Source organism: Brevibacterium atlanticum, assembly GCF_011617245.1.
GTDB lineage: Bacteria > Actinomycetota > Actinomycetes > Actinomycetales > Brevibacteriaceae > Brevibacterium > Brevibacterium atlanticum.
Genome location: NZ_CP050152.1, coordinates 1,964,824 through 1,982,563, shown reverse-complemented (window position 1 = coordinate 1,982,563; position 17,740 = coordinate 1,964,824). Strand labels below are relative to the sequence as shown.

Annotated in this window: 16 protein-coding genes; 7 read left to right on the top strand and 9 right to left on the bottom strand. The window is 65.8% G+C overall.

Features of this window, described 5'->3' with window-relative positions; translation table 11 throughout:
* The first annotated feature begins 165 nt into the window (after window positions 1–165).
* Entirely contained in the window at window positions 166–1,113 is a 948-nt protein-coding gene (locus GUY23_RS08805; RefSeq protein ID WP_208085528.1) for an ABC transporter ATP-binding protein, read from the top strand.
* Window positions 1,100–1,906 (top strand): ABC transporter permease, encoded by an 807-nt coding sequence (locus tag GUY23_RS08800; protein ID WP_166971539.1) that lies wholly within the window; start codon window positions 1,100–1,102, stop codon window positions 1,904–1,906. The genes GUY23_RS08805 and GUY23_RS08800 overlap by 14 nt, the downstream gene beginning before the upstream one ends.
* 328 nt (window positions 1,907–2,234) lie before the next feature.
* On the opposite strand, the gene GUY23_RS08795 is transcribed toward GUY23_RS08800, so the two are convergent.
* The 5 genes from GUY23_RS08795 to yczR all read right to left on the bottom strand — a co-directional run bounded on the left by GUY23_RS08795 (window position 2,235) and on the right by yczR (window position 7,472).
* Window positions 2,235–2,714 (bottom strand): methylated-DNA--[protein]-cysteine S-methyltransferase, encoded by a 480-nt coding sequence (locus GUY23_RS08795; RefSeq protein WP_228282812.1) that lies wholly within the window; start codon window positions 2,712–2,714, stop codon window positions 2,235–2,237.
* 143 nt (window positions 2,715–2,857) lie between these two features.
* Window positions 2,858–4,318, bottom strand: coding sequence for a DNA-3-methyladenine glycosylase 2 family protein (locus tag GUY23_RS08790; protein WP_166971537.1), 1,461 nt, complete (start codon window positions 4,316–4,318; stop codon window positions 2,858–2,860).
* A 32-nt stretch (window positions 4,319–4,350) separates the two neighbouring features.
* On the bottom strand, window positions 4,351–5,328 hold the full coding sequence (locus tag GUY23_RS08785; protein WP_166971535.1) for an arsenic resistance protein: 978 nt from the start codon (window positions 5,326–5,328) through the stop codon (window positions 4,351–4,353).
* A gap of 13 nt (window positions 5,329–5,341) precedes the next feature.
* A complete protein-coding gene (locus GUY23_RS08780; protein ID WP_166971533.1) occupies window positions 5,342–5,902 on the bottom strand; it encodes a YggS family pyridoxal phosphate enzyme in 561 nt (186 codons plus the stop codon).
* 121 nt (window positions 5,903–6,023) lie between these two features.
* Window positions 6,024–7,472, bottom strand: a complete 1,449-nt coding sequence (gene yczR, locus GUY23_RS08775) for a MocR-like transcription factor YczR (RefSeq protein ID WP_228282811.1) — start codon at window positions 7,470–7,472, stop codon at window positions 6,024–6,026.
* Between the two features lie 88 nt (window positions 7,473–7,560).
* Here yczR and yczE point away from each other — a divergent pair, with 88 nt between their 5' ends.
* The gene (yczE, locus tag GUY23_RS08770) at window positions 7,561–8,244 is read left to right on the top strand and encodes a membrane protein YczE (protein WP_166971531.1); all 684 of its coding nucleotides are present in this window, start codon (window positions 7,561–7,563) and stop codon (window positions 8,242–8,244) included.
* A 9-nt stretch (window positions 8,245–8,253) separates the two neighbouring features.
* On the opposite strand, the gene GUY23_RS08765 is transcribed toward yczE, so the two are convergent.
* Window positions 8,254–9,627 carry a pyridoxal phosphate-dependent decarboxylase family protein gene (locus GUY23_RS08765; RefSeq protein WP_166971529.1) on the bottom strand — a complete coding sequence of 458 codons (1,374 nt, stop codon included), beginning with the start codon at window positions 9,625–9,627 and terminating at the stop codon, window positions 8,254–8,256.
* A gap of 161 nt (window positions 9,628–9,788) precedes the next feature.
* On the opposite strand from GUY23_RS08765, the gene GUY23_RS08760 reads away from it, so the two are divergent.
* The 4 genes from GUY23_RS08760 to GUY23_RS08745 all read left to right on the top strand — a co-directional run bounded on the left by GUY23_RS08760 (window position 9,789) and on the right by GUY23_RS08745 (window position 13,854).
* Window positions 9,789–10,703 (top strand): TetR family transcriptional regulator, encoded by a 915-nt coding sequence (locus tag GUY23_RS08760; protein WP_166971527.1) that lies wholly within the window; start codon window positions 9,789–9,791, stop codon window positions 10,701–10,703.
* Window positions 10,700–11,611, top strand: coding sequence for a BKACE family enzyme (locus GUY23_RS08755; protein WP_166971525.1), 912 nt, complete (start codon window positions 10,700–10,702; stop codon window positions 11,609–11,611). The genes GUY23_RS08760 and GUY23_RS08755 overlap by 4 nt, the downstream gene beginning before the upstream one ends.
* The gene (locus tag GUY23_RS08750; protein WP_166971523.1) at window positions 11,608–13,161 is read left to right on the top strand and encodes a 3-hydroxyacyl-CoA dehydrogenase NAD-binding domain-containing protein; all 1,554 of its coding nucleotides are present in this window, start codon (window positions 11,608–11,610) and stop codon (window positions 13,159–13,161) included. The genes GUY23_RS08755 and GUY23_RS08750 overlap by 4 nt, the downstream gene beginning before the upstream one ends.
* 141 nt (window positions 13,162–13,302) lie before the next feature.
* Window positions 13,303–13,854 carry a YdeI/OmpD-associated family protein gene (locus tag GUY23_RS08745; protein ID WP_166971521.1) on the top strand — a complete coding sequence of 184 codons (552 nt, stop codon included), beginning with the start codon at window positions 13,303–13,305 and terminating at the stop codon, window positions 13,852–13,854.
* A gap of 22 nt (window positions 13,855–13,876) precedes the next feature.
* Here GUY23_RS08745 and GUY23_RS08740 read toward each other — a convergent pair whose 3' ends face one another.
* The 3 genes from GUY23_RS08740 to GUY23_RS08730 are packed head-to-tail and all read right to left on the bottom strand — an operon-like array spanning window position 13,877 to window position 17,724.
* Window positions 13,877–15,157 carry an MFS transporter gene (locus GUY23_RS08740; RefSeq protein WP_228282810.1) on the bottom strand — a complete coding sequence of 427 codons (1,281 nt, stop codon included), beginning with the start codon at window positions 15,155–15,157 and terminating at the stop codon, window positions 13,877–13,879.
* Complete coding sequence (locus GUY23_RS08735; RefSeq protein ID WP_166971520.1) at window positions 15,154–16,506, bottom strand: GH1 family beta-glucosidase; 1,353 nt, start codon at window positions 16,504–16,506, stop codon at window positions 15,154–15,156. The genes GUY23_RS08740 and GUY23_RS08735 overlap by 4 nt, the downstream gene beginning before the upstream one ends.
* Before the next feature lie 12 nt (window positions 16,507–16,518).
* Window positions 16,519–17,724, bottom strand: coding sequence for a PEP/pyruvate-binding domain-containing protein (locus GUY23_RS08730; RefSeq protein WP_228282809.1), 1,206 nt, complete (start codon window positions 17,722–17,724; stop codon window positions 16,519–16,521).
* Window positions 17,725–17,740 lie beyond the last annotated feature (16 nt).

Below are 17,740 nucleotides of genomic sequence, written 5' to 3'. Positions count from 1 at the left end.
CATTTCACGCGCGTCCAGCAGCCTGCCAGTGATCAACCCGGGAGCGCATCTCAGATTAACGGATCGTGAATTGCCGTCAACGGTGAGGTAAAGCTTGATATAGATAACTACCGTAGATCGGAGAAATACATCGATTCGCGCAGGTCTTCTCGATAGGGTGACCCCATGACCTTTACAGACCACCCTGTCGGAATGCTTGATTCAGTCACGAAGAGGTACGGCGCGAAGACTGCAGTCGATTCCGTCGATCTCGATGTTCACGCCCGTGAAGTGCTCGTCGTGGTCGGGCCGAACGGATCGGGCAAGACCACATCGTTGGAGATCCTGTCGGGTCTGCGGAGTCCGGATTCCGGTCGTGCGCGAATATGCGGCCAGCTCGAGCCTGGTGGCCGCGACGCTCGACTGACGACTGGTGTCCAGCTGCAGGAATCACGACTTCCGAGCGGAATCAAGGCGAAGGAAGCGATTCAAGCCAAAACTTGCCTGTTCAAGGATCCAGGCCCCGTCGACGCAGTGGTCGACGCCATGGGGCTCGGGCCGCATATGGGCAGATCCGTCGACAAGCTCTCAGGAGGATGGCAGCGACGTCTGGATGTCGCCATCGCCTGCATAGGCCGCCCACGACTGCTGATTCTCGATGAGCCGACCAGCGGTGTCGATCCAGATGGACGAGGGGAGATGTGGCGTTTCTTCCGCGAGATCCGGAGTGCGGGGACTGCCATCGTCACCTCGACTCACGACCTCGCTGAAGCGGAGGCCTTTGCCGATCGCATGACTGTCATGTCGGCCGGCCGTGTGGCCGACACAGGCACCGTGGCCGAGATACTGGACCACGCTGGCGGTGACTGGCGAATGCGCGTGGATACGCCCGATGCACGAGTCGAGCGCGTGGTGCAGGCCAGTGGCCTTGAGGTCGGACGCTCCCCGAATTCGCTGTCCGTGTTCGGGCCGCGCGAGGAGGTCAAGCAACTCAGCCGTACGCTGGAGGATCAGTACGAACAGGGTGAGGTCCGCTATCGAGACCTGCTGACTGGAGCAGTGCGACTCGAAGATGTCTTTGCCACCATGGTGGACACCACCAAAGCAGAACGGAGTGATCATGGCCGCGACTGAGAATTCCCTCTTTGTCCCTTCGCAACAGCCCCGCGCGGCATCCGGCGCGGCGATTCTTCGAACATGGTTCCTGCAAGAGCTGCTGCTTCTGTTGCGCCAGCCGATCGCCGTCTTCTTCAGCCTCGCCTTTCCACTGGTGATCTACCTGTTCATCGGGCTTCCGTTTGCGGAGCAGCAGGTCGATGAAGGGGTGCGGTACATCGACCTGATCTTTCCCGCTCTGCTCGGCACGGCGGTAGCGAATCTCGCCGTCATGGGACTGCCGATCTATCTGTCCGAGCTGCGCACTCGACGGTCGGATATCAGGTACCGGACGTTGCCATTGCCCCTCATCTACTTCGGTACTGCTCTCGTTCTTTCGATGCTGGTTCTCTCTATCCTGGGTCTGCTGGTCGTGTCGATCGTCATCGGAATTGCCCACGGACTCCTCCCTACTGCGGCCAATCCGTTCTTCTGGCTACTCATCTTCTTGATGATCGGTTGGCTGAGCTGCATCGGATTCTTCGTCGGCTCGCTGCCTTTCGATGCTCGAGCGATCCAGGGTATTTCCGCGGTCCTGTTCTTCGTCATGTACTTCGGCTCGGGCGCTGCCGTACCGATCACCGAGCTCCCGCAGGTCATGCAGAATATTCTCGAGTGGAACCCGCTCAAGCAATGGTTCGAGGCGCTCGGCAAGATCTACACAGGTCAAGAAATCGGCACGACTCTTGCAGCCAAGCTCTTCATCGCCTTGCCCCTCTCTGCGGCTGCAATTGCCGGCGGTCTGCTCCTGTGGAGAAAGCGCCAGGTGTAGCTAAAATCTAGTTCAAAAGTCGATGACGTACTTGGCACTCAACCCAGTTGGAAGCGACAGAAATCCCGGGGCATCATGCCCCACAGACGGCAGTTGGATTTCGCACAGATCTACAAGGATCTGCGAGAACTCGGGCTTCTCTGCACGTCATAATTGGCAAATTTTCTCTGAAACCGGCCCAAAAGGGGTTCGAATCCCCTTACCTCCACAGCAGAAGGGCCGAGTTCCGAAAAGGATCTCGGCCCTTCGTCATTCCCCATTTGCTACCTGACGGCGGCCCAGCAACCTCGCGCGAGGTTGCTGGGCCGCCGTCAGGTAGTAAGAGGGGTCAGGGGTGGGATTCTAAGGTGAGCAATCGGCGTTTCTTGTCCTCTCCCCAGGCGTAGCCGGTCAGTGAGCCGTTCGCTCCGATGACCCTGTGGCAGGGCACGATGATGCTGATCGGGTTCTTGCCGTTTGCGGCACCCACGGCCCGCGCGGCCTTGGGCCGACCCACGGCTTCGGCCAGTTCGCCGTAGTTCGCCGTGGACCCGTAGGGAATCTCCAGCAGTCCCTGCCAGACGCTGCGCTGGAATTCGGTCCCGTGCGGCGCCAACGGCAGGTCGAATCCTCGTCGGTGACCGGCGAAGTACTCCCCCAGCTGCGCCTCGGTGTCGGCGAAGACCGTCAGGTCGTCGTTCGTCTCCGGTTCTGTGCCGGAAGCGGCTGCCACCCTCGCCAGAACCGCGTCCGTGACCTCGAGATACAGTCCGGTCAGGTGCGCGCCGTCAGAGGTCAGCATGATCGGACCGACGGGTGAGTCGATCACCGTTCGATGTTGGCGGGCGGTCAGATCCGGGACTGCGAGAGCGGTCAATCGGGCCGGCGCGTGATGTGTCGCAGCGGTCGGTGACGACGCGGCCCGCGCCTTCGGCCCGGTCTGTGTCGGCATCTTCTGTCTCGGCGTCGTCCTCATGGGTCGTTCCTTTCGGCAGTGTGAGTTCGGGCGTGTTCGGCCCACAGCAGATGGGTGAGATAGGACCCCCATGGGCTGGATCGTTCCGCAAGCGTCTCGACCTCGTCAGTGAGATCGAGACCCGCCAGGGCCTTCTTCACTCCCAGATCGGTGTGGAGGAAGACATCGGGATCCCCGAGGGCACGCATGCGGATGTATCCGAGGCTCCACGGCCCGATCCCCGGCACAGCGAGCAGCGTACGACTGGCGTCCTCACGGTCACAGCCGGCACCGAGGTCGATGTCCCCGTCGGCCAGTGCGCGAGCCAGCCCACGGATGGTGGCGATCCTCTTCTGCGGCAGTGCCCACTGGTCGTCCGGGAGTTCGGCGATCACCTCGGCAGAGGGGAAGAGCGAATCGACCCCGTTCACGTACAGCTCCGCTGGAAGCGTCTCCCCCGTCCCGGCGACGAGGCGGCCCAGGTGGGTGCCTGCGGCGGCCAGCGAGATCTGCTGCCCGAAGACAGTACGAACGGCCAGCTCCACCGGATCGGAATGCCCGGGTGAGCGGATACCGGGATGCCGGTCGACCAGCTCGGCCAAGCCCGCTGCGCGCAATGTGGCGGAAACCGCTGTGGGATCGGCATCGAGATCGAGGATCCGCCGAGACCGCGCTGCCGCACTTCCCAGATCCCGGGTGTCGGCCAGGCGGAGTCGGCAGTCGATGTAGTCGCCTGTCCCCTGACTCAGCGTGACGACCGCCGGCCCGTGGGCCAGACGCATCGACCGCGTATAGGCTCCGTCTGCGACGGATTCGACTCCGGGCACCGCACGCACGCTGAGATAGTCGAGGAGGTGGTCGAGATCGAGCGGCGGGCGATAAGCCAGCCGAAGCACGAGCTCCGACGCTGCGGCACCGGACGCACTCGCGCCCCGCAGCTGCCGGGGGTTCGCCGAGTACACGTCCCGGACGGTGTCGTTGAACTGTCGGATGCTCGAGAATCCCGACGCGAAGGCGATCTCGCTCATCGGCAGCGCTGTGGATTCGATGAGGGTCCGGGCAGTGCGCACACGTTCGGTCCGCGCCAACGCCAGCGGTCCGGCACCGAGTTCCTCACGCATCAGTCGGCCGAGCTGGCGGGCACTGTAGCCGAGTTCAGCGGCGAGGCCGTCGACTCCGACCCGGTCGATGCAGCCGTCACGGATGAGCCGCACCGCGCGGGCGACGACATCGCCGCGGGTGTCCCACTCCGGCGAGTTCGGGCTGGCGTCGGGCAGACAGCGCCGGCAGGCGCGGAAGCCGGCTTCGGCGGCGGCCGCGGCGCTTCTGAAGAAGTCGACGTTCTCCCGTCGTGGGGTTCTGGCAGGACAGGACGGGCGGCAGAAGATGCCGGTCGTGCGCACCGCCGTGAAGAACATTCCGTCGAAGCGTCTGTCACGAGAGGTGACCGCCTGATAGCACTGGTCGGTGGTGAGCATGGTCCCATTCTGGTCTCTGCCGACCACGAATACTAGCGGTTTTCGGACACCGCAGTATCCGGGATGAGTTTCGGCAGGAACCGGGTGAGGACGAGGAGGAAGAGGACCTCGACCAACGTCTGCGCGACCACTGCGGCCGGGCCGATGCCGTCGCCGGTCGCGGCGCGCACGATCGGCAGCACGACGAGAGAATTCCTCGTCACCGCCGACAACACCACCGCCCGTGAGGAACCGGCCTCGAGTCGCATCCAGCGCGCCACCACCCACCCGAGGCCGACCATGATCACCGCGAAGACCACGAAGACGAGGACAACGCCGCCGAGGTGGCTCATCGAGCCGCCGATCAGCGGAGCCACCGAGGCGGCGATGACCAGCAGGGTCAGCGTCATCACGAGGTCCACCAGTGACGAGGCCGCATCCACGCCACTCTGCACACGCCCCGACCGTCGTGCCGCCAGACGAACGACGATCGCGGCGAGGAGCGGGATGATGATGAAGAGCATGAGCGCTGAGACCAGCGGACCCACCGGCAGTGCGGCGCTCAGCCTGCCCCCGGTGATCGCCCAGATGCTCACCGGCAGGACGAGAAGCTGGGCGATCATGAGGACAGGAGTGAGGGCGAGCAGCTTCTCAGCCCTGCCGTCGACGGCGCGAGTGAAGACGATGACGTAGTCGATGCAGGGACACAGCAGCACGACGAGCACGGCCAACAGCATCGGTTCGGGGAAATCGACGAGGTCACCGAGGTCGACGACCGTGACCAGTCCCGCCACAACGAGAGGCACAACGAGGAAATTCGCGCCCACCACCGCCGCCAGGAAACGCAGGTCCCCGAACGCCTTCACCGCCCCTTCGAACGGAAGATCGAGGAAAGTGAGGAAGAGCAACACGATGAGGCAGGGCGTCAGTGCCCATTCCGCTGCCGGCCCGACCCCGGGCACGACCGACCCGGCCACCAGACCGAGAGCGAGGCCGGCGACCCACCAGATGACCTTCGATGATGTGGCCAACGAACCGCTGCCCTCAGCCGTTCTCCGGCCAAAAGTCCGAATCGGGCAGAGAGCGCCTGCCGAAGATCGCCTGACCGACTCGCACGCAGTCCGCGCCCTCTTCGGGAAGCATCCCGAACTTCGAGTCTTCGGCGGACGTGTTGACCTGCACGTACACGTCAAGGCTGCGTCCCTCACTTTCGAGGCGACGGTCGAGAGCGCGGGCGACCTTGATCCGGTCGAGGGCGTGGAATTCACTCGCGAACATCTTGACGTCCTTGGCTTTGTTCGACTGCAGATGGCCGATCACGGCCCAGTCGATGTCGAGATCGGCCATCTCCTCGGACTTGCGATGGGCCTCTTGGACCTTGTTCTCTCCCAGCTTGTGACACCCGGCCGCGACCGCTGCGCGGATGCGCTCCTGGGGCACCGTCTTGCTCACCGGCAGCAGTTCGATCTCCTGCCGGTCGCGACCGGCCCGCTGCGCGGCAGCCGAAATGCGACGTTCCACCTCGGCGAGGTTGTCGCGGAAGTCCTCGACGGTCACCGCCGTCGAGTACTGCTCATCGTGAGTGAGACCGTTGTTCTCTGCCATGTTCTCATCGTACGCAGACTCGGCAGGCTCGCTCTCGGCGCCCGGTCTGCGGACTGCCCCTGCGTTCCGTCCCGCGGACCGCCTCGCAGATCGTCGCGGACGGCGTGCGTCTGTGCTGAACTCACGCGACGATGCGGGCACGCTCCTGCCGCTGCGGCGCGCGGCGTTCGAGCGCGTCCTGCCAGGCGGCGGCCAGTCGCGGAGCCACCTGGTCGAGTTCATGCTCGGCAACCGTGTAGGGCAGCCTGATCCACCCGTCGAGCCCTCCTGCCGGAGCGAAGTTCGGTCCCGAGACCAGAGCAAGCCCGTGCCGAGCGGCCGCGGCGGTGAGCGCGCCCGACCGCTCTTCGGGCAGACGCACCCACAGCGCCATCCCGCCCGAGGGGACGACGACCTGCCAATCCGGGCAGTGGGCGCGCACGGCGGCTGCGAGTCGGTCGCGCGCATCGCGCAGCCGCCGTCGAAAGTCGCCGACGATCGCATCGTGATCGCGCAGCAGTTCCACAGCGGCGAGCTGTTCGATCACGGGAGCACCGAGGTCGAGGGCGAGGCGCGCTGAGGCCACCGCGTCGAAGCGGTGCCGGGGAATGCGCATCCATCCGATCCGCAGACCGCCCCAGAAGATCTTGCTCGTGCTGCCGACGGTGATCGAGTCGGGAACGAGAGCCGCCAGCGGCGTCGGGGCCGGGGTGTCATCGAGGCCGAGTTCGACGAGTGATTCGTCGATCACCGGCACAACCGCATTGCGCTCGAGCTCTGCGGCCAGGGCGGATCGCTGTGCCTCGGGCAGGAGCGCACCGGTGGGATTGTGGTAGTCGGGGATGAGATAGGCCGAACGCACCCGGTTCGCCCGCATCACCTCCCCCATCGCCGAGGTGTCCCAGAAATGCCGTCCGGCACTGTCGATCTCGAGGGGATAGGACACACCCCGGCCGCCCGCGGCCTCGATCGTCGCGATCGCATTCGGGTAGCTCGGGCTTTCGATGAGCACGCGGGCAGGCGACGTCAGCAGTGCCCGCAGGCCCACGGCCGCACCTCCCAGGGCACCGGCGGTGATGAGGATCTGGTCAGGGTACGTCGGTGCCCCGCGGGCGGTGAAGCGGTCGGCGACGAGCTCCCGGAGTGCGGGGATGCCCGAGGGATAGTAGCCGGTTCCCGGCAGGTAGGCGGGAAGGGCGTCCAGCGCGGCGGCGAATGCCTCGCGCACTCGGGCCGGGGCGGTGGTCGCTGTGCAGGTGAGATCGATGAGACCCTCGTCGGGTCCGACGGGTGAGAGCAGGTGATCGATCCGGCCGCCGGGCACAGCGGGAATCTCCACGATGCTGCCGGAACCGCGGCGGGTGCGGATGAAGCCGTGCTCACGCAGCCGCGCGTACACGCGAGCGGTCGTCGTCCGCGACACGCCGATTCCGGCGGCGAGCTCGCGCTCGCTGGGCAGTCGGATGCCCACCGGCACCCGACCGTCGCCGATGGCGCGCACGACCGCCTCGGCGACGGATTCGTTGGCGGGGCTCGCCCAGGGCCCGTTGCCGATGATTCCTGCCAGTCGCCGCGCGCTCATCGTCGTCATGGGACCACTTTCTGACAATTGGCTATTCTTTGCAAGGCCAATCGAGGTGAGAATGGGAACGACAGTCACCTCCTCACGAAAGAGAACCATGCCACGGTCCCGCTCCCCACGCCGGGAACTCGCCAATGTCGGCCCCCTCAGCCAGCTCAGAGGCGGACGGCTCGCACGGCGACTCCCCCAACTGCTCATCGGCCTCTACCTCTACGGGGCGTCGATGGCGATGGTCGTCCTCGCCGGTCTCGGCATGATTCCCTGGGATGTTCTGCACTCCGGGCTCCTGGCGCATGTCCCGCTGACCTTCGGCACGATCGTGACGATCACCTCGGTGATGGTGCTGCTCGCCTGGATCCCGCTCAAGCAGATGCCGGGGCTGGGCACCGTTCTCAACGCACTGTCGATCGGCCCGGCACTCGACCTCACGCTCCTCTTCCTCCCGCATCCGCAGGGACTCGGCTGGCAGATCGCGTACATGGTCGCAGGGGTCGGTCTCAACGGTGTCGCTTCGGCGATGTACATCGGCTCCCAGTTCGGACCGGGGCCGCGAGATGGACTGATGACCGGACTCTCCCGCGTCACCGGGCGCTCGATCCGACTCGTACGCACCGTCATAGAGGTCAGCGTCGTCGCCCTCGGTTGGGCACTCGGCGGGGTCATCGGCATCGGCACGGCGCTCTACGCGCTGAGCATCGGGCCGGTCACTCAGGCCCTCCTGCCGTTCTTCACCGTCGCCCTGCGCCCGCAGCCGGCCGAAACCCCGACCCAGAGTGACTGAGCGAGACCGTCACTCCATGGTGTCGAGGATGTCGACGAGGTCATCGAACGTCGTCAGTGGGTTGACGATCGCGAACCGCGCGTTCGGGCGCCCCGCATGTGAGCTCGGCACGACGAACGCCCGCTGGTCGTTGAGCAGTCGGTCCGACCAGGCCTCATAGTCCGCCCGCGTCCATCCGTCGCGTTCGAAGACGACGACGGAGAGTTCGGGTTCGCGCACCAGGCGCAGGTGTTCGCGCTTCCGGATCTCCGTGGCGATCTGCATGGCCAGGTCGATCGAGTGTCCGATCGCCTCACGGTAGGTCTCGGCACCATAGCTCGCCAGCGAGTACCACAGCGGCAGCCCGCGCGGACGCCTCGTCAGTTGGATGGCGAAGTCCGAGGGACTCCACTCCTGGGCCTCGGTGAGCGTGTCGAGGTATTCGGCCTTCTGCGTATGCGCTCGCCGCCCCGCATTCGGGTCACGGTAGATCAGGGCGCACGCATCGAAGGGGGCGAAGAGCCATTTGTGGGGATCGACGATGAGCGAATCGGCCGCTTCGACGCCGGTGAACTTGTGCCGGGCCTGTGGGGCCAGCATCGCAGCGAGACCATAGGCGCCGTCGATGTGCAGCCAGAAGTCGAACTCGTCCTTGAGTGCCGCGATTCCGGCGATGTCATCGATCGTGCCGAAGTTCGTCGTCCCCGAGGTGGCCACCACCGCGATCACGGCATCGCCGTGCTCGTTCAGCGCATCACGCACCCCGTCCGGGCGCAGGATTCCGTCCTCCCCGGTGGGCACGGGAGCGATGTCGACATCCATCACCTCCGCCGCCGAGGTGATCGATGAGTGGGCCTCGGCACTGCAGACGATCACCCATCGTCCCGGACGGGAGGCACCGAGCTTCTCCTTCTGCGCGTTGCGTGCGGCCACGAGCGCGGAGAGGTTGCCGATCGTTCCGCCTTGGACGAAGACACCCCCAGCGGTCTCGGGCAGGTCGAACTCACCGGCCAGCCAGCGCAGCACCTCGTTCTCCGCATGGACGACGCCGGCGCCCTCGAGCCACGACCCGCCGTAGAGTGCACTGGCGGAGACGACGAGGTCGAAGGCGACGGCGGCCTTCGTCGGCGCGCTGGGGATGAACGACAGATACTTCGGGTGGTCGGTCGAGATGCACGCGGGGGCGAAGATATGCTCGAAGATCGCCAATGCTCGGGCCGATCCGAGCCCCTCCTCGGTCACGGTGGGACCGGCCAGTCTGCGCAGCTCCGCCTCCGAGGTCGGGTGATCGAGCGGAGTGTCCTCGGCCAGGGTGCGACGTCGGGAGTATTCGAGGACCAGATTGACCAGGTTGCGGGTCTCATCGGAGACGACGTGCATGCGGGAATGAAGACTGTCGGTCATGGGAACTCCTCGAAGGCTGATGATGGCGATGGGGATCGCCCTCCGAGTACGAGACTATCGGCAACCGAGACGTTTGCGAGGCATGCCTCAACCAATCGCAAGTTCTGATTATCAGTCATATCTCCTTGCGATCTGTCGGTGTGCTCGGGTACATTCGCCGTATGAGCGCCGACCACCCTCCCGGGTCGACACCGAGCCGGGCCAAGGAAGCCATCACCGGTGCCGGGCTCTCCCAGCGCCGCGTCGCCGAGGCGATCGGCATCGATGAGACGAAGCTGTCGAAGGCGCTGTCGGGGAGACGCCGGTTCACCGCCGACGAGCTGCTGGGCCTGGCCACCGCGACCGGCGTGACCGTGCGGTGGCTGCTCGGTGACGAGTCACGGGTGTCGGCCCCACCGCCGAGCCGCGCCGTCCTCGACTCCGACGAGGAGGCCGCACCGAAACGCGACATCGCTCAGGCGGCCTGGACGCTGTTCGGCCGGCACGGTTTCGATGCCGTGCGCATCTCCGACATCGCCGAGGCCTCGGGAGTCTCGGCGCCGAGCATCCACTACCACTTCGCCACGAAGTCCGATCTCTTCGAGGCGGCCCTCGACCATTCGGTCAAACTCGCCTTCGACCGGCAGATCGCCTGGCTCGACGGCATCGACGATCCCGCGCAGCGGCTGGCACGACTGCTCGAGCTGCAGTCACCGCTCGGGCGGGAGTCGCGCGGCGAATGGTCGATCTGGCTCCAGACCTGGGCTCGCCTGTCACTGACGGACACTTCCCTGTCCGACTATCCCCGCAGCTATGAGCGTTGGTCGCAGACCGTGCAGACCACCCTCGAGGAGGGCCAGAGGCTCGGCTGCTTCCGATCCGGCGACGCTCGTGCGATGGCCGATGAGCTGACCTCTCTGCTCGACGGGCTCGGCATCAAGGTTCTCACCGGTGTCATGGACACCGCGACCTTCACCACTCGTCTGCAGTCCTACCTCGACCGCGCCATCATCCGCACGTCCCGACCAGAGTCACAGACAGCAAAGCAGCAGACAGCAACGGCACAACCAGAACCACGAACAGAGGAGCCATCATGAACCGCACAGTCATTCTCACCTGCGCCGTCACGGGAGCCGGCGACACCACGGGCAAGAGCGAACACGTTCCGGTCACCCCGGAACAGATCGCGAACGACGCAATCGCCGCGGCCCGCGCCGGCGCCTCGGTCGTCCACATCCACGTCCGCGACCTCGAGACCAAACAGGGCTCACGGGAGATCGCCTACTACCGGGAGGTCGTCCGCCGGATCCGTGCCTCCGACGTCGACCCGGTCATCAACCTCACTGCCGGGATGGGCGGCGACCTCGTCGTCGACCCGCAGGATCCGCTGACGACGATGCCGGGCACCGACCTCATCAACGCCCTCGACCGCCTCCCCCACGTCGAAGAACTGCTCCCCGAGATCTGCACGATCGACTGCGGCACCCTCAACTTCGGCGAGGGATCGAATATCTACGTCTCCACCCCCGACATGCTCCGCGAAGGATCGAAGCGGATCCAGACCCTCGGGGTGCGGCCGGAGCTCGAGATCTTCGACACCGGCAACCTGTGGTTCGCGAACGTCCTCGTCGAGGAAGGGCTCATCGACGCTCCACCGCTGTACCAACTGTGTATGGGCATTCCCTACGGCGCACCCGCCGACCCCGGCCTGCTCGCGGCGATGGTGAATATGCTGCCGAAGGGCACCGAGTTCACCTCCTTCGCCATCGGCGCCAATCAGCTGCCGTGGGTCGCTCGGTCGGTGCTCGCCGGCGGGCACGCCCGCGTCGGGCTCGAGGACAACCTCTACCTGTCCAAGGGAGTCAAGGCCACGAACGCCGACCTCACGGCCCGGGCCGTGGCGATCATCAACAGCCTCGGCGCGTCCGTCGCCACACCTGATCAGGCGCGCGAGATCCTCGATCTGCGCGTGCAGACCCCGACCATCACGGGAGCCGATCTATGACCGAATCCACCGCACCCGATACCATCGACGCCGCAGTCCCTCCAGAATCCGCAGTCTTTCCGGACTTCGCCGCGATCACCACCGTCACCTGCATCGGCGCCGGCACGATCGGCGGCGGATGGGCAGCGTACTTCCTCGCCCAGGGGTACCGGGTGAAGATCTGGGATCCGGCCCCCGACGCCGCAGAGAAGTTCTCCCGCCTCCTCGACGCGGCCTGGCCGGCGCTGGCCGAACTCGACATGGTCGCCGGCGCCGATCCCACCGCCTGGTCGATCCACACCGACCTCGCCGAGGCGGTCGCGGGCACCGGCTTCGTCCAGGAGTCCGCACCGGAGGACCTGGCACTCAAGCGCGGACTCCTGGCCCAGATCGACGCCGTCTGCGACCCGAGCGTCGTCATCGGTTCGTCCACCTCGGGCTACAGCATGACCGAGATGGCCACCGAGGCGGTCCACTCGGAGCGTCTCGTCGTCGGCCACCCGTTCAACCCGCCCTACCTCATTCCCCTCGTCGAGGTCGTCGGAGGCGAGCAGAGTTCTGCCACAGCCGTCGACTGGGCCGCCGGATTCTATTCGCACATCGGCAAGTCCGTCATCCGCATGGACCGGGAGGTCCCCGGGTTCATCGCCAACCGCCTCCAAGAGGCACAATGGCGCGAAGCGCTGCACATGGTGGAGCACGGTGAGGCCACCGTCGAACAGATCGACCGCTCGATCACCGACGGCCCTGGTCTGCGCTGGCCCTTCCAGGGACCGATGCTCACGTTCCACCTCGCCGGGGGCGAAGGCGGAATGGCACATATGCTCGACCATTTCGGTCCCTCGCTGAAGTCGCCGTGGACCAGGCTGACGGCACCAGAGCTCAGTCAGGCGCTGCGCGACGACGTCGTGGCAGGATGCGATGTCGAAGCCGGAGAGCGAACGATTCCCGAGCTCGTCGCCCATCGCGACGCCGGGATCATCGCCCTGCGCCGGCTCACCGCCGAGCTCGCCGAAGACCCGACCACGCAACGAACCGAAGCTCGGGATGCGATATCTGCCGAGGCGGTGGAACCTGCAGGGGCGGCGGATCCGGCAGGCACCCCGCCGGCGGCGACGGCACCGGTCGCATCCGCGTGGCTCGATGACTACACCACCGAGGTGGTGCCCGAGTGGATCGACTACAACGGGCACATGTCCGAGACCTTCTACGTCCTCGTCTTCGGGTTCGCCACCGATCAGGTGATGGATCAGCTCGGCCTCGACGCGGCGTACCGGACAGCGACCCATGCTTCCCTTTATACCGTCGAGTCGCATATCCGCTACCTCGACGAGGTGGCCCTCGGCTCGCGACTCACCGTCACCGCACACCTAGTCACCGCTGGTGAGAAGAAGCTGCACCTGGCGTATGAGATGTCGGTCGATGATCGGCTCGTCGCCACGGAGGAGATCATGGCTCTCCACGTCGACCAGGACGCTGACCGAGTGGTTCCGTTCCCCACCGCCATCGCCGAGCGGATCGCGGCGATCGTCCTGTCCCGTCCCGACTGGGTGGGCCGCTCCATCGGATGATGACCGAGCGCTCCGGTGGCCCCTCCCTACCGGTCAGGAATCGAGAAGTCGATCGGAGCTCGAACCGCTATTCTGAATACGACGCTCCGACCGGCTGACCCGCGGGCGATCGTGGGTCGGCACTCATCAGAAGGATCACCGATGTCTCGCACTGCTGCTCCAGCAAAGACGATCAGTTTCTCGGCGACCGCCGAGGTGCTGAATGACCGTCCGATCCTGCGCCTGCCGCAGGACGCCAGCGATGAGCTGCCTTCTCGGGGACAGGTCGCCGTCACCGGCCAGGTCGCGGGTACCGACTTCTCCACGGTCCTCGAACCCGATGGCCGGAAGGGCCATTGGATCAGTCTCGACGATGACCTGTGGACCCACCTCGGCGAGGCCGAAGACACAGCTGTCGACGTCACCGTCACCCCGTCCAAGGAATGGCCGGAGGTCACGGTCCCCGACGACTTCGCGTCCGCGCTCGAAGCGGCCGGCGATCTCGACGAGGTGTGGCAGAGCCTCACGCCCATGGCCCGCTGGGAATGGGTGCGGTGGATCAAGGCGACGAGAAACGCGGACACGCGTGCCCGTCGCGTGGAGGTCGCGATCTCGAAATTGGAGAACGGCAAGCGCCGTCCATGCTGCTTCGACCTGTCCTCGTGCACTGACCCGGAGCTGTCGAAGAGCGGGAAGCTCATCGGCCTCTCCTGAGCCGACGGAAATCGCCAGTCGCTCACTCCCCAGCAGGGGCTGCGATGCGCGCTCGCCGCGGATGTACCGACAGTGTCAGACCGGCGCCGAGGATCGAGACTACGGTCGCTGCCAGGAACAGCAGCCAGAACCCTCCGACCAAGGCGACGAGACCGGCACCCACAAGCGGTCCGATCAGCTGTCCGAGGTTGGCAGCACTGTTGACGAGGCTGAGATCGCGGGCGTGGTCGTCCGGGTCGAGCAGCAGATCCGTGGCCAGAGCCAGACTGACTGCCATATAGGCCCCGTACCCGGCACCCATCACGCCGGCCGCGACCGCGGTGGCGGTGAAGTCCGGGCTGATGAGGATGATCACCCCCGAGGCGGCCTGCACGAGTGCCGCGACCATCGTCCACGTTCGTCTGTCGCCCGATCGGTCGGTGATCATGCCGACGACGATCGAGGCGAGGACGACGAAGATCGTGTAGATGACGATGAGGATGAGCAGTCTGTCCTCCGCCTCGGCGGCAGGGACGATGATCCCGTAGAGCAGGAAGAACAGCAGCAGAGATGTGCCGAAGGCATTGCCGACGTTGACGATGAACCTGCTGACCAGCAGCCGTGTGAAGCTGGGATCGACGAGGGAGGAGATGCGGGCGCGGGTGAGCTCACGGCGTTCCCGCAGAGCGATGACCGCCTGATGCGGCGGACGCGGATCCGGCAGCAGCACGGCTGTGGCCGAGCCGACGACGAGGATGAAGCCGGCCAGCACCACATATGATGCGGCGGTGCTCAGCCCGAGCAGAACGATCGCTCCGACACCGACGACGATGCCGACCGCCTGCGCCGAACTCGCGGCGGCCGATGCCGCTCCACGTTGGTCATCGAGCTGATCGGCGATGAGGGCGGTCAGTGCCGCCGACGCCACGGACACTCCCACCGAGGTGACTACCCAAGCAGCCCCGACGAGTGCGGGACCGTCGGCAGCACCCGTGATCAAGAGGCCGATCGCGGCGAGGATCGAGCCGCCGATCGCCCAGGGTCGGCGCCTGCCGAACCGTGAACGTGTCCGGTCCGAGAACCGGCCGGCCAGTGGGGCGACGATGATCCCGGCCAGCCCGCCGACCGAGAGCACCAGCCCCGACCACACGACTCCGTCGATCCAGTGCCCGCTCTGGGTGTCGAGCTGCAGCGGCAGCAGCAGCTGAACCGGGGTGAGCTGCACTGTCCAGATGGCCAGCCAGGCGAGAGTGAACCACACCATCCACATCCGGGTCACGCGCGCGCTTGGTGCGGTGCCGCCTCGGCGAAGGTGGTCGCTCATGCGCGTGCCGCGGTGATGAGATCCCGATACCAGCGGTACGAGGCCTTCGGGGTGCGGGTCCCGGTATCCATATCGACGTGGACGAGTCCGAAGCGCTGGGTCCACCCGTCGGCCCATTCGAAGTTGTCCAGCAGCGACCACACCGTGTAGCCGTCGATGCGGACGCCGGCTTCGATGGCTTCGAGCACGGCGCCGAGGTGGGTGCGCAGGTAGTCGATGCGTTCGGTGTCAACGATCTCGGTCGTCGTGGTCTCGGGCTCAGGAAACGATGCACCGTTCTCGCTGATGATGATCGGCGGCAGCTGTGTGCCGTAGCGGCGGTCCATGTCGATGAGGAAGTCGCGCATCGTATCGGGTCGGATCGGCCACATCGGACCGAATCCGGTGGTCGCGGCTTCCGGAGTGGGCACCATCTCGAAGGGCGGGACCCCGTCGGCGGCACGCACCGTGATCGGGTTGTAGTAGTTGAACCCGTAGACCTCGTTCGGGGCGCAGATGAGGCCCATATCCCCGTCCACGACCGGCATCTCGACGCCGAAGGCACTGAGGTCTGGATACTCGCCCAACAGCAGCGGGTCGGTGAAGAGCCGATTCATGATCGCGTCGAGCAGACCGGCTGCGCGGAGGTCGGCTTCCGTCTCAGATGCGGGAATGATGAGGCTGTGATTGAGCGTCGGTGCGGCCTGCACAGCACCGTGTTCGCGCAGCATCGGAGCGACGAGCCCGTGGGCAAGGAGCTGATGGTGGACGGTGGGCAGGGCGTCGAAGAGGAGGGTCCGCCCCGGGGCCAGCTCCCCCAGCGCGTAGCCCTGCAGGGAGGTCGAAGCGGGTTCGTTGATCGTAAACCAGTGCCGTACACGGTCGCCGAGGCGGCCGGCCACGACCGCGGCATAGTCGGCGAAGTAGTGAGCTGTGTCCCGATTCAGCCAGCCGCCGTCCGCTTCGAGGGCGACAGGAAGATCCCAGTGATAGAGCGTCGGTTCCGGTGTGATGCCGGCGGCCAGGAGACCGTCGACGAGGCGGTCGTAGTAGTCGAGACCGGTGTCGTTGACCGATCCGTTCGTGCCGGCGTCGGGGATGATACGGGTCCAGGAGATCGAGAAGCGGTAGCGATCGACACCGAGGTCGGACAGCAGGGCGATGTCCTCATGGACGCGGTGATAGCTGTCGGGACCCGGCTCGGCGGTGCTGCCATCGCTGACATTCCCAGGGATGTCGACGAAGTCATCCCAGATGCTGCGACCGCGACCCTCGGCAGTGCGAGCTCCTTCGGTCTGGAAGGCGGCAGTCGCCGCTGAGAAGTGGAGGCCCGACAGTGCCCGGGCATCGTACGGAGAAGTCCCGTCCATTCAACGAATATGTCACGGACGGATGGCGTGTGCAATAGTCCCGCCGCTGGTGAAGCTGACGGTTCCGGACGAGCCGTTCATCGTGATCCGATCACCGTCGGCGATGCGTTGGGTCGCATCGGTGACGCCGAGAACGGCCGGTATGCCGTATTCGCGCGCGACGATCGCGGCATGGCTGAGCACCCCGCCGGTCTCTGTGACGACGCCGGCCGCGATGCCGAAGAGAGGGGTCCACGCCGGGTCGGTGGAGGGGCACACCACGACATCGCCACGCCGCACCGAGGCGAAGTCAGACGGACCTCGAACGACCCGCGCCTCGGCTGTGACTGTTCCGTGCGAGCCGGGAGTACCACTCAGGGTGTTTGCCTGTTCGGGCGCGGTGAGGGGTCTTGTCGCCGGAAGAACTGCGGTGATCGGGCGGGATTGCAGGATCCAGACTGTTCCGTCCGCGATGGCCCACTCGACGTCCTGCGGCTCTCCGAACACTTCGGCGATCCGATCGCCGAGTTCAGCCAGCGCGACGGCAGTGTCGTCGTCGAGAGTCCTCGCTTCTTGTCTATCGGTGTCCACAGCAGTGGTGATAGTACTCCCCCGCTCATGATCCAGGTCGATTCGCGTCCGTTTGCTCCCGACTGAGAAGACGATCGATCCGTCCGACCAGGCCTCATACGCATCAGGAGTGACCGATCCCGCCACGACGGACAGACCGAGCCCCCACGATGCTTCGATCCGGGTGCGTTCTCCGGGCGCACGCGGAGTGAAGAGCACCCCGGACACTTCCGCCTCGATCACGGGCTGAATGATCACTGCCATCTCCGCCGAACGATGGGTCTGGTGCCCGGTGCGAGACCGATAGTCGACTGCGCGCGGGGAGTGCGCGGAGTCTCTGCATGCCGCGATCGCCCGGCAGACCTCATCTGGCCCCTTCACGCCGATGATGCTGTCGTACTGTCCTGCGGCCGACGCCGCCGCAGTGTCTTCGTCGAGTGCCGAGGACCGGACTGCCACGACGGGATCTCCCAGTCTCTCCAATGCGTGCGCAGTCGAGTCGCACAACGCGCTCTCTGCCATCGGACCGACTGCCTGTCCGCGGCTGGAGACAACGAATCCGTCAGGCACAGAGAATCCTGCACGCAGAAGCGCTCCGAGTGCGGCCGCTTTGCCGCCCGAGTCCCTCTGCATCGCCTCAGCGAGGTCGGTCAGCATCACATCACCCATCAATCGATTGTTGACA

Excerpts from the sequence above, each read along its gene's own strand:
- GUY23_RS08805 (WP_208085528.1), top strand. The coding sequence starts at position 166 with ATGACCTTTACAGACCACCCTGTCGGAATGCTTGATTCAGTCACGAAG.
- GUY23_RS08800 (WP_166971539.1), top strand. The coding sequence starts at position 1,100 with ATGGCCGCGACTGAGAATTCCCTCTTTGTCCCTTCGCAACAGCCCCGC.
- GUY23_RS08790 (WP_166971537.1), bottom strand. The coding sequence starts at position 4,318 with ATGCTCACCACCGACCAGTGCTATCAGGCGGTCACCTCTCGTGACAGA.
- GUY23_RS08780 (WP_166971533.1), bottom strand. The coding sequence starts at position 5,902 with ATGGCAGAGAACAACGGTCTCACTCACGATGAGCAGTACTCGACGGCG.
- yczR (WP_228282811.1), bottom strand. The coding sequence starts at position 7,472 with ATGACGACGATGAGCGCGCGGCGACTGGCAGGAATCATCGGCAACGGG.
- yczE (WP_166971531.1), top strand. The coding sequence starts at position 7,561 with ATGCCACGGTCCCGCTCCCCACGCCGGGAACTCGCCAATGTCGGCCCC.
- GUY23_RS08765 (WP_166971529.1), bottom strand. The coding sequence starts at position 9,627 with ATGACCGACAGTCTTCATTCCCGCATGCACGTCGTCTCCGATGAGACC.
- GUY23_RS08760 (WP_166971527.1), top strand. The coding sequence starts at position 9,789 with ATGAGCGCCGACCACCCTCCCGGGTCGACACCGAGCCGGGCCAAGGAA.
- GUY23_RS08755 (WP_166971525.1), top strand. The coding sequence starts at position 10,700 with ATGAACCGCACAGTCATTCTCACCTGCGCCGTCACGGGAGCCGGCGAC.
- GUY23_RS08750 (WP_166971523.1), top strand. The coding sequence starts at position 11,608 with ATGACCGAATCCACCGCACCCGATACCATCGACGCCGCAGTCCCTCCA.
- GUY23_RS08745 (WP_166971521.1), top strand. The coding sequence starts at position 13,303 with ATGTCTCGCACTGCTGCTCCAGCAAAGACGATCAGTTTCTCGGCGACC.
- GUY23_RS08740 (WP_228282810.1), bottom strand. The coding sequence starts at position 15,157 with ATGAGCGACCACCTTCGCCGAGGCGGCACCGCACCAAGCGCGCGCGTG.
- GUY23_RS08735 (WP_166971520.1), bottom strand. The coding sequence starts at position 16,506 with ATGGACGGGACTTCTCCGTACGATGCCCGGGCACTGTCGGGCCTCCAC.
- GUY23_RS08730 (WP_228282809.1), bottom strand. The coding sequence starts at position 17,724 with ATGGGTGATGTGATGCTGACCGACCTCGCTGAGGCGATGCAGAGGGAC.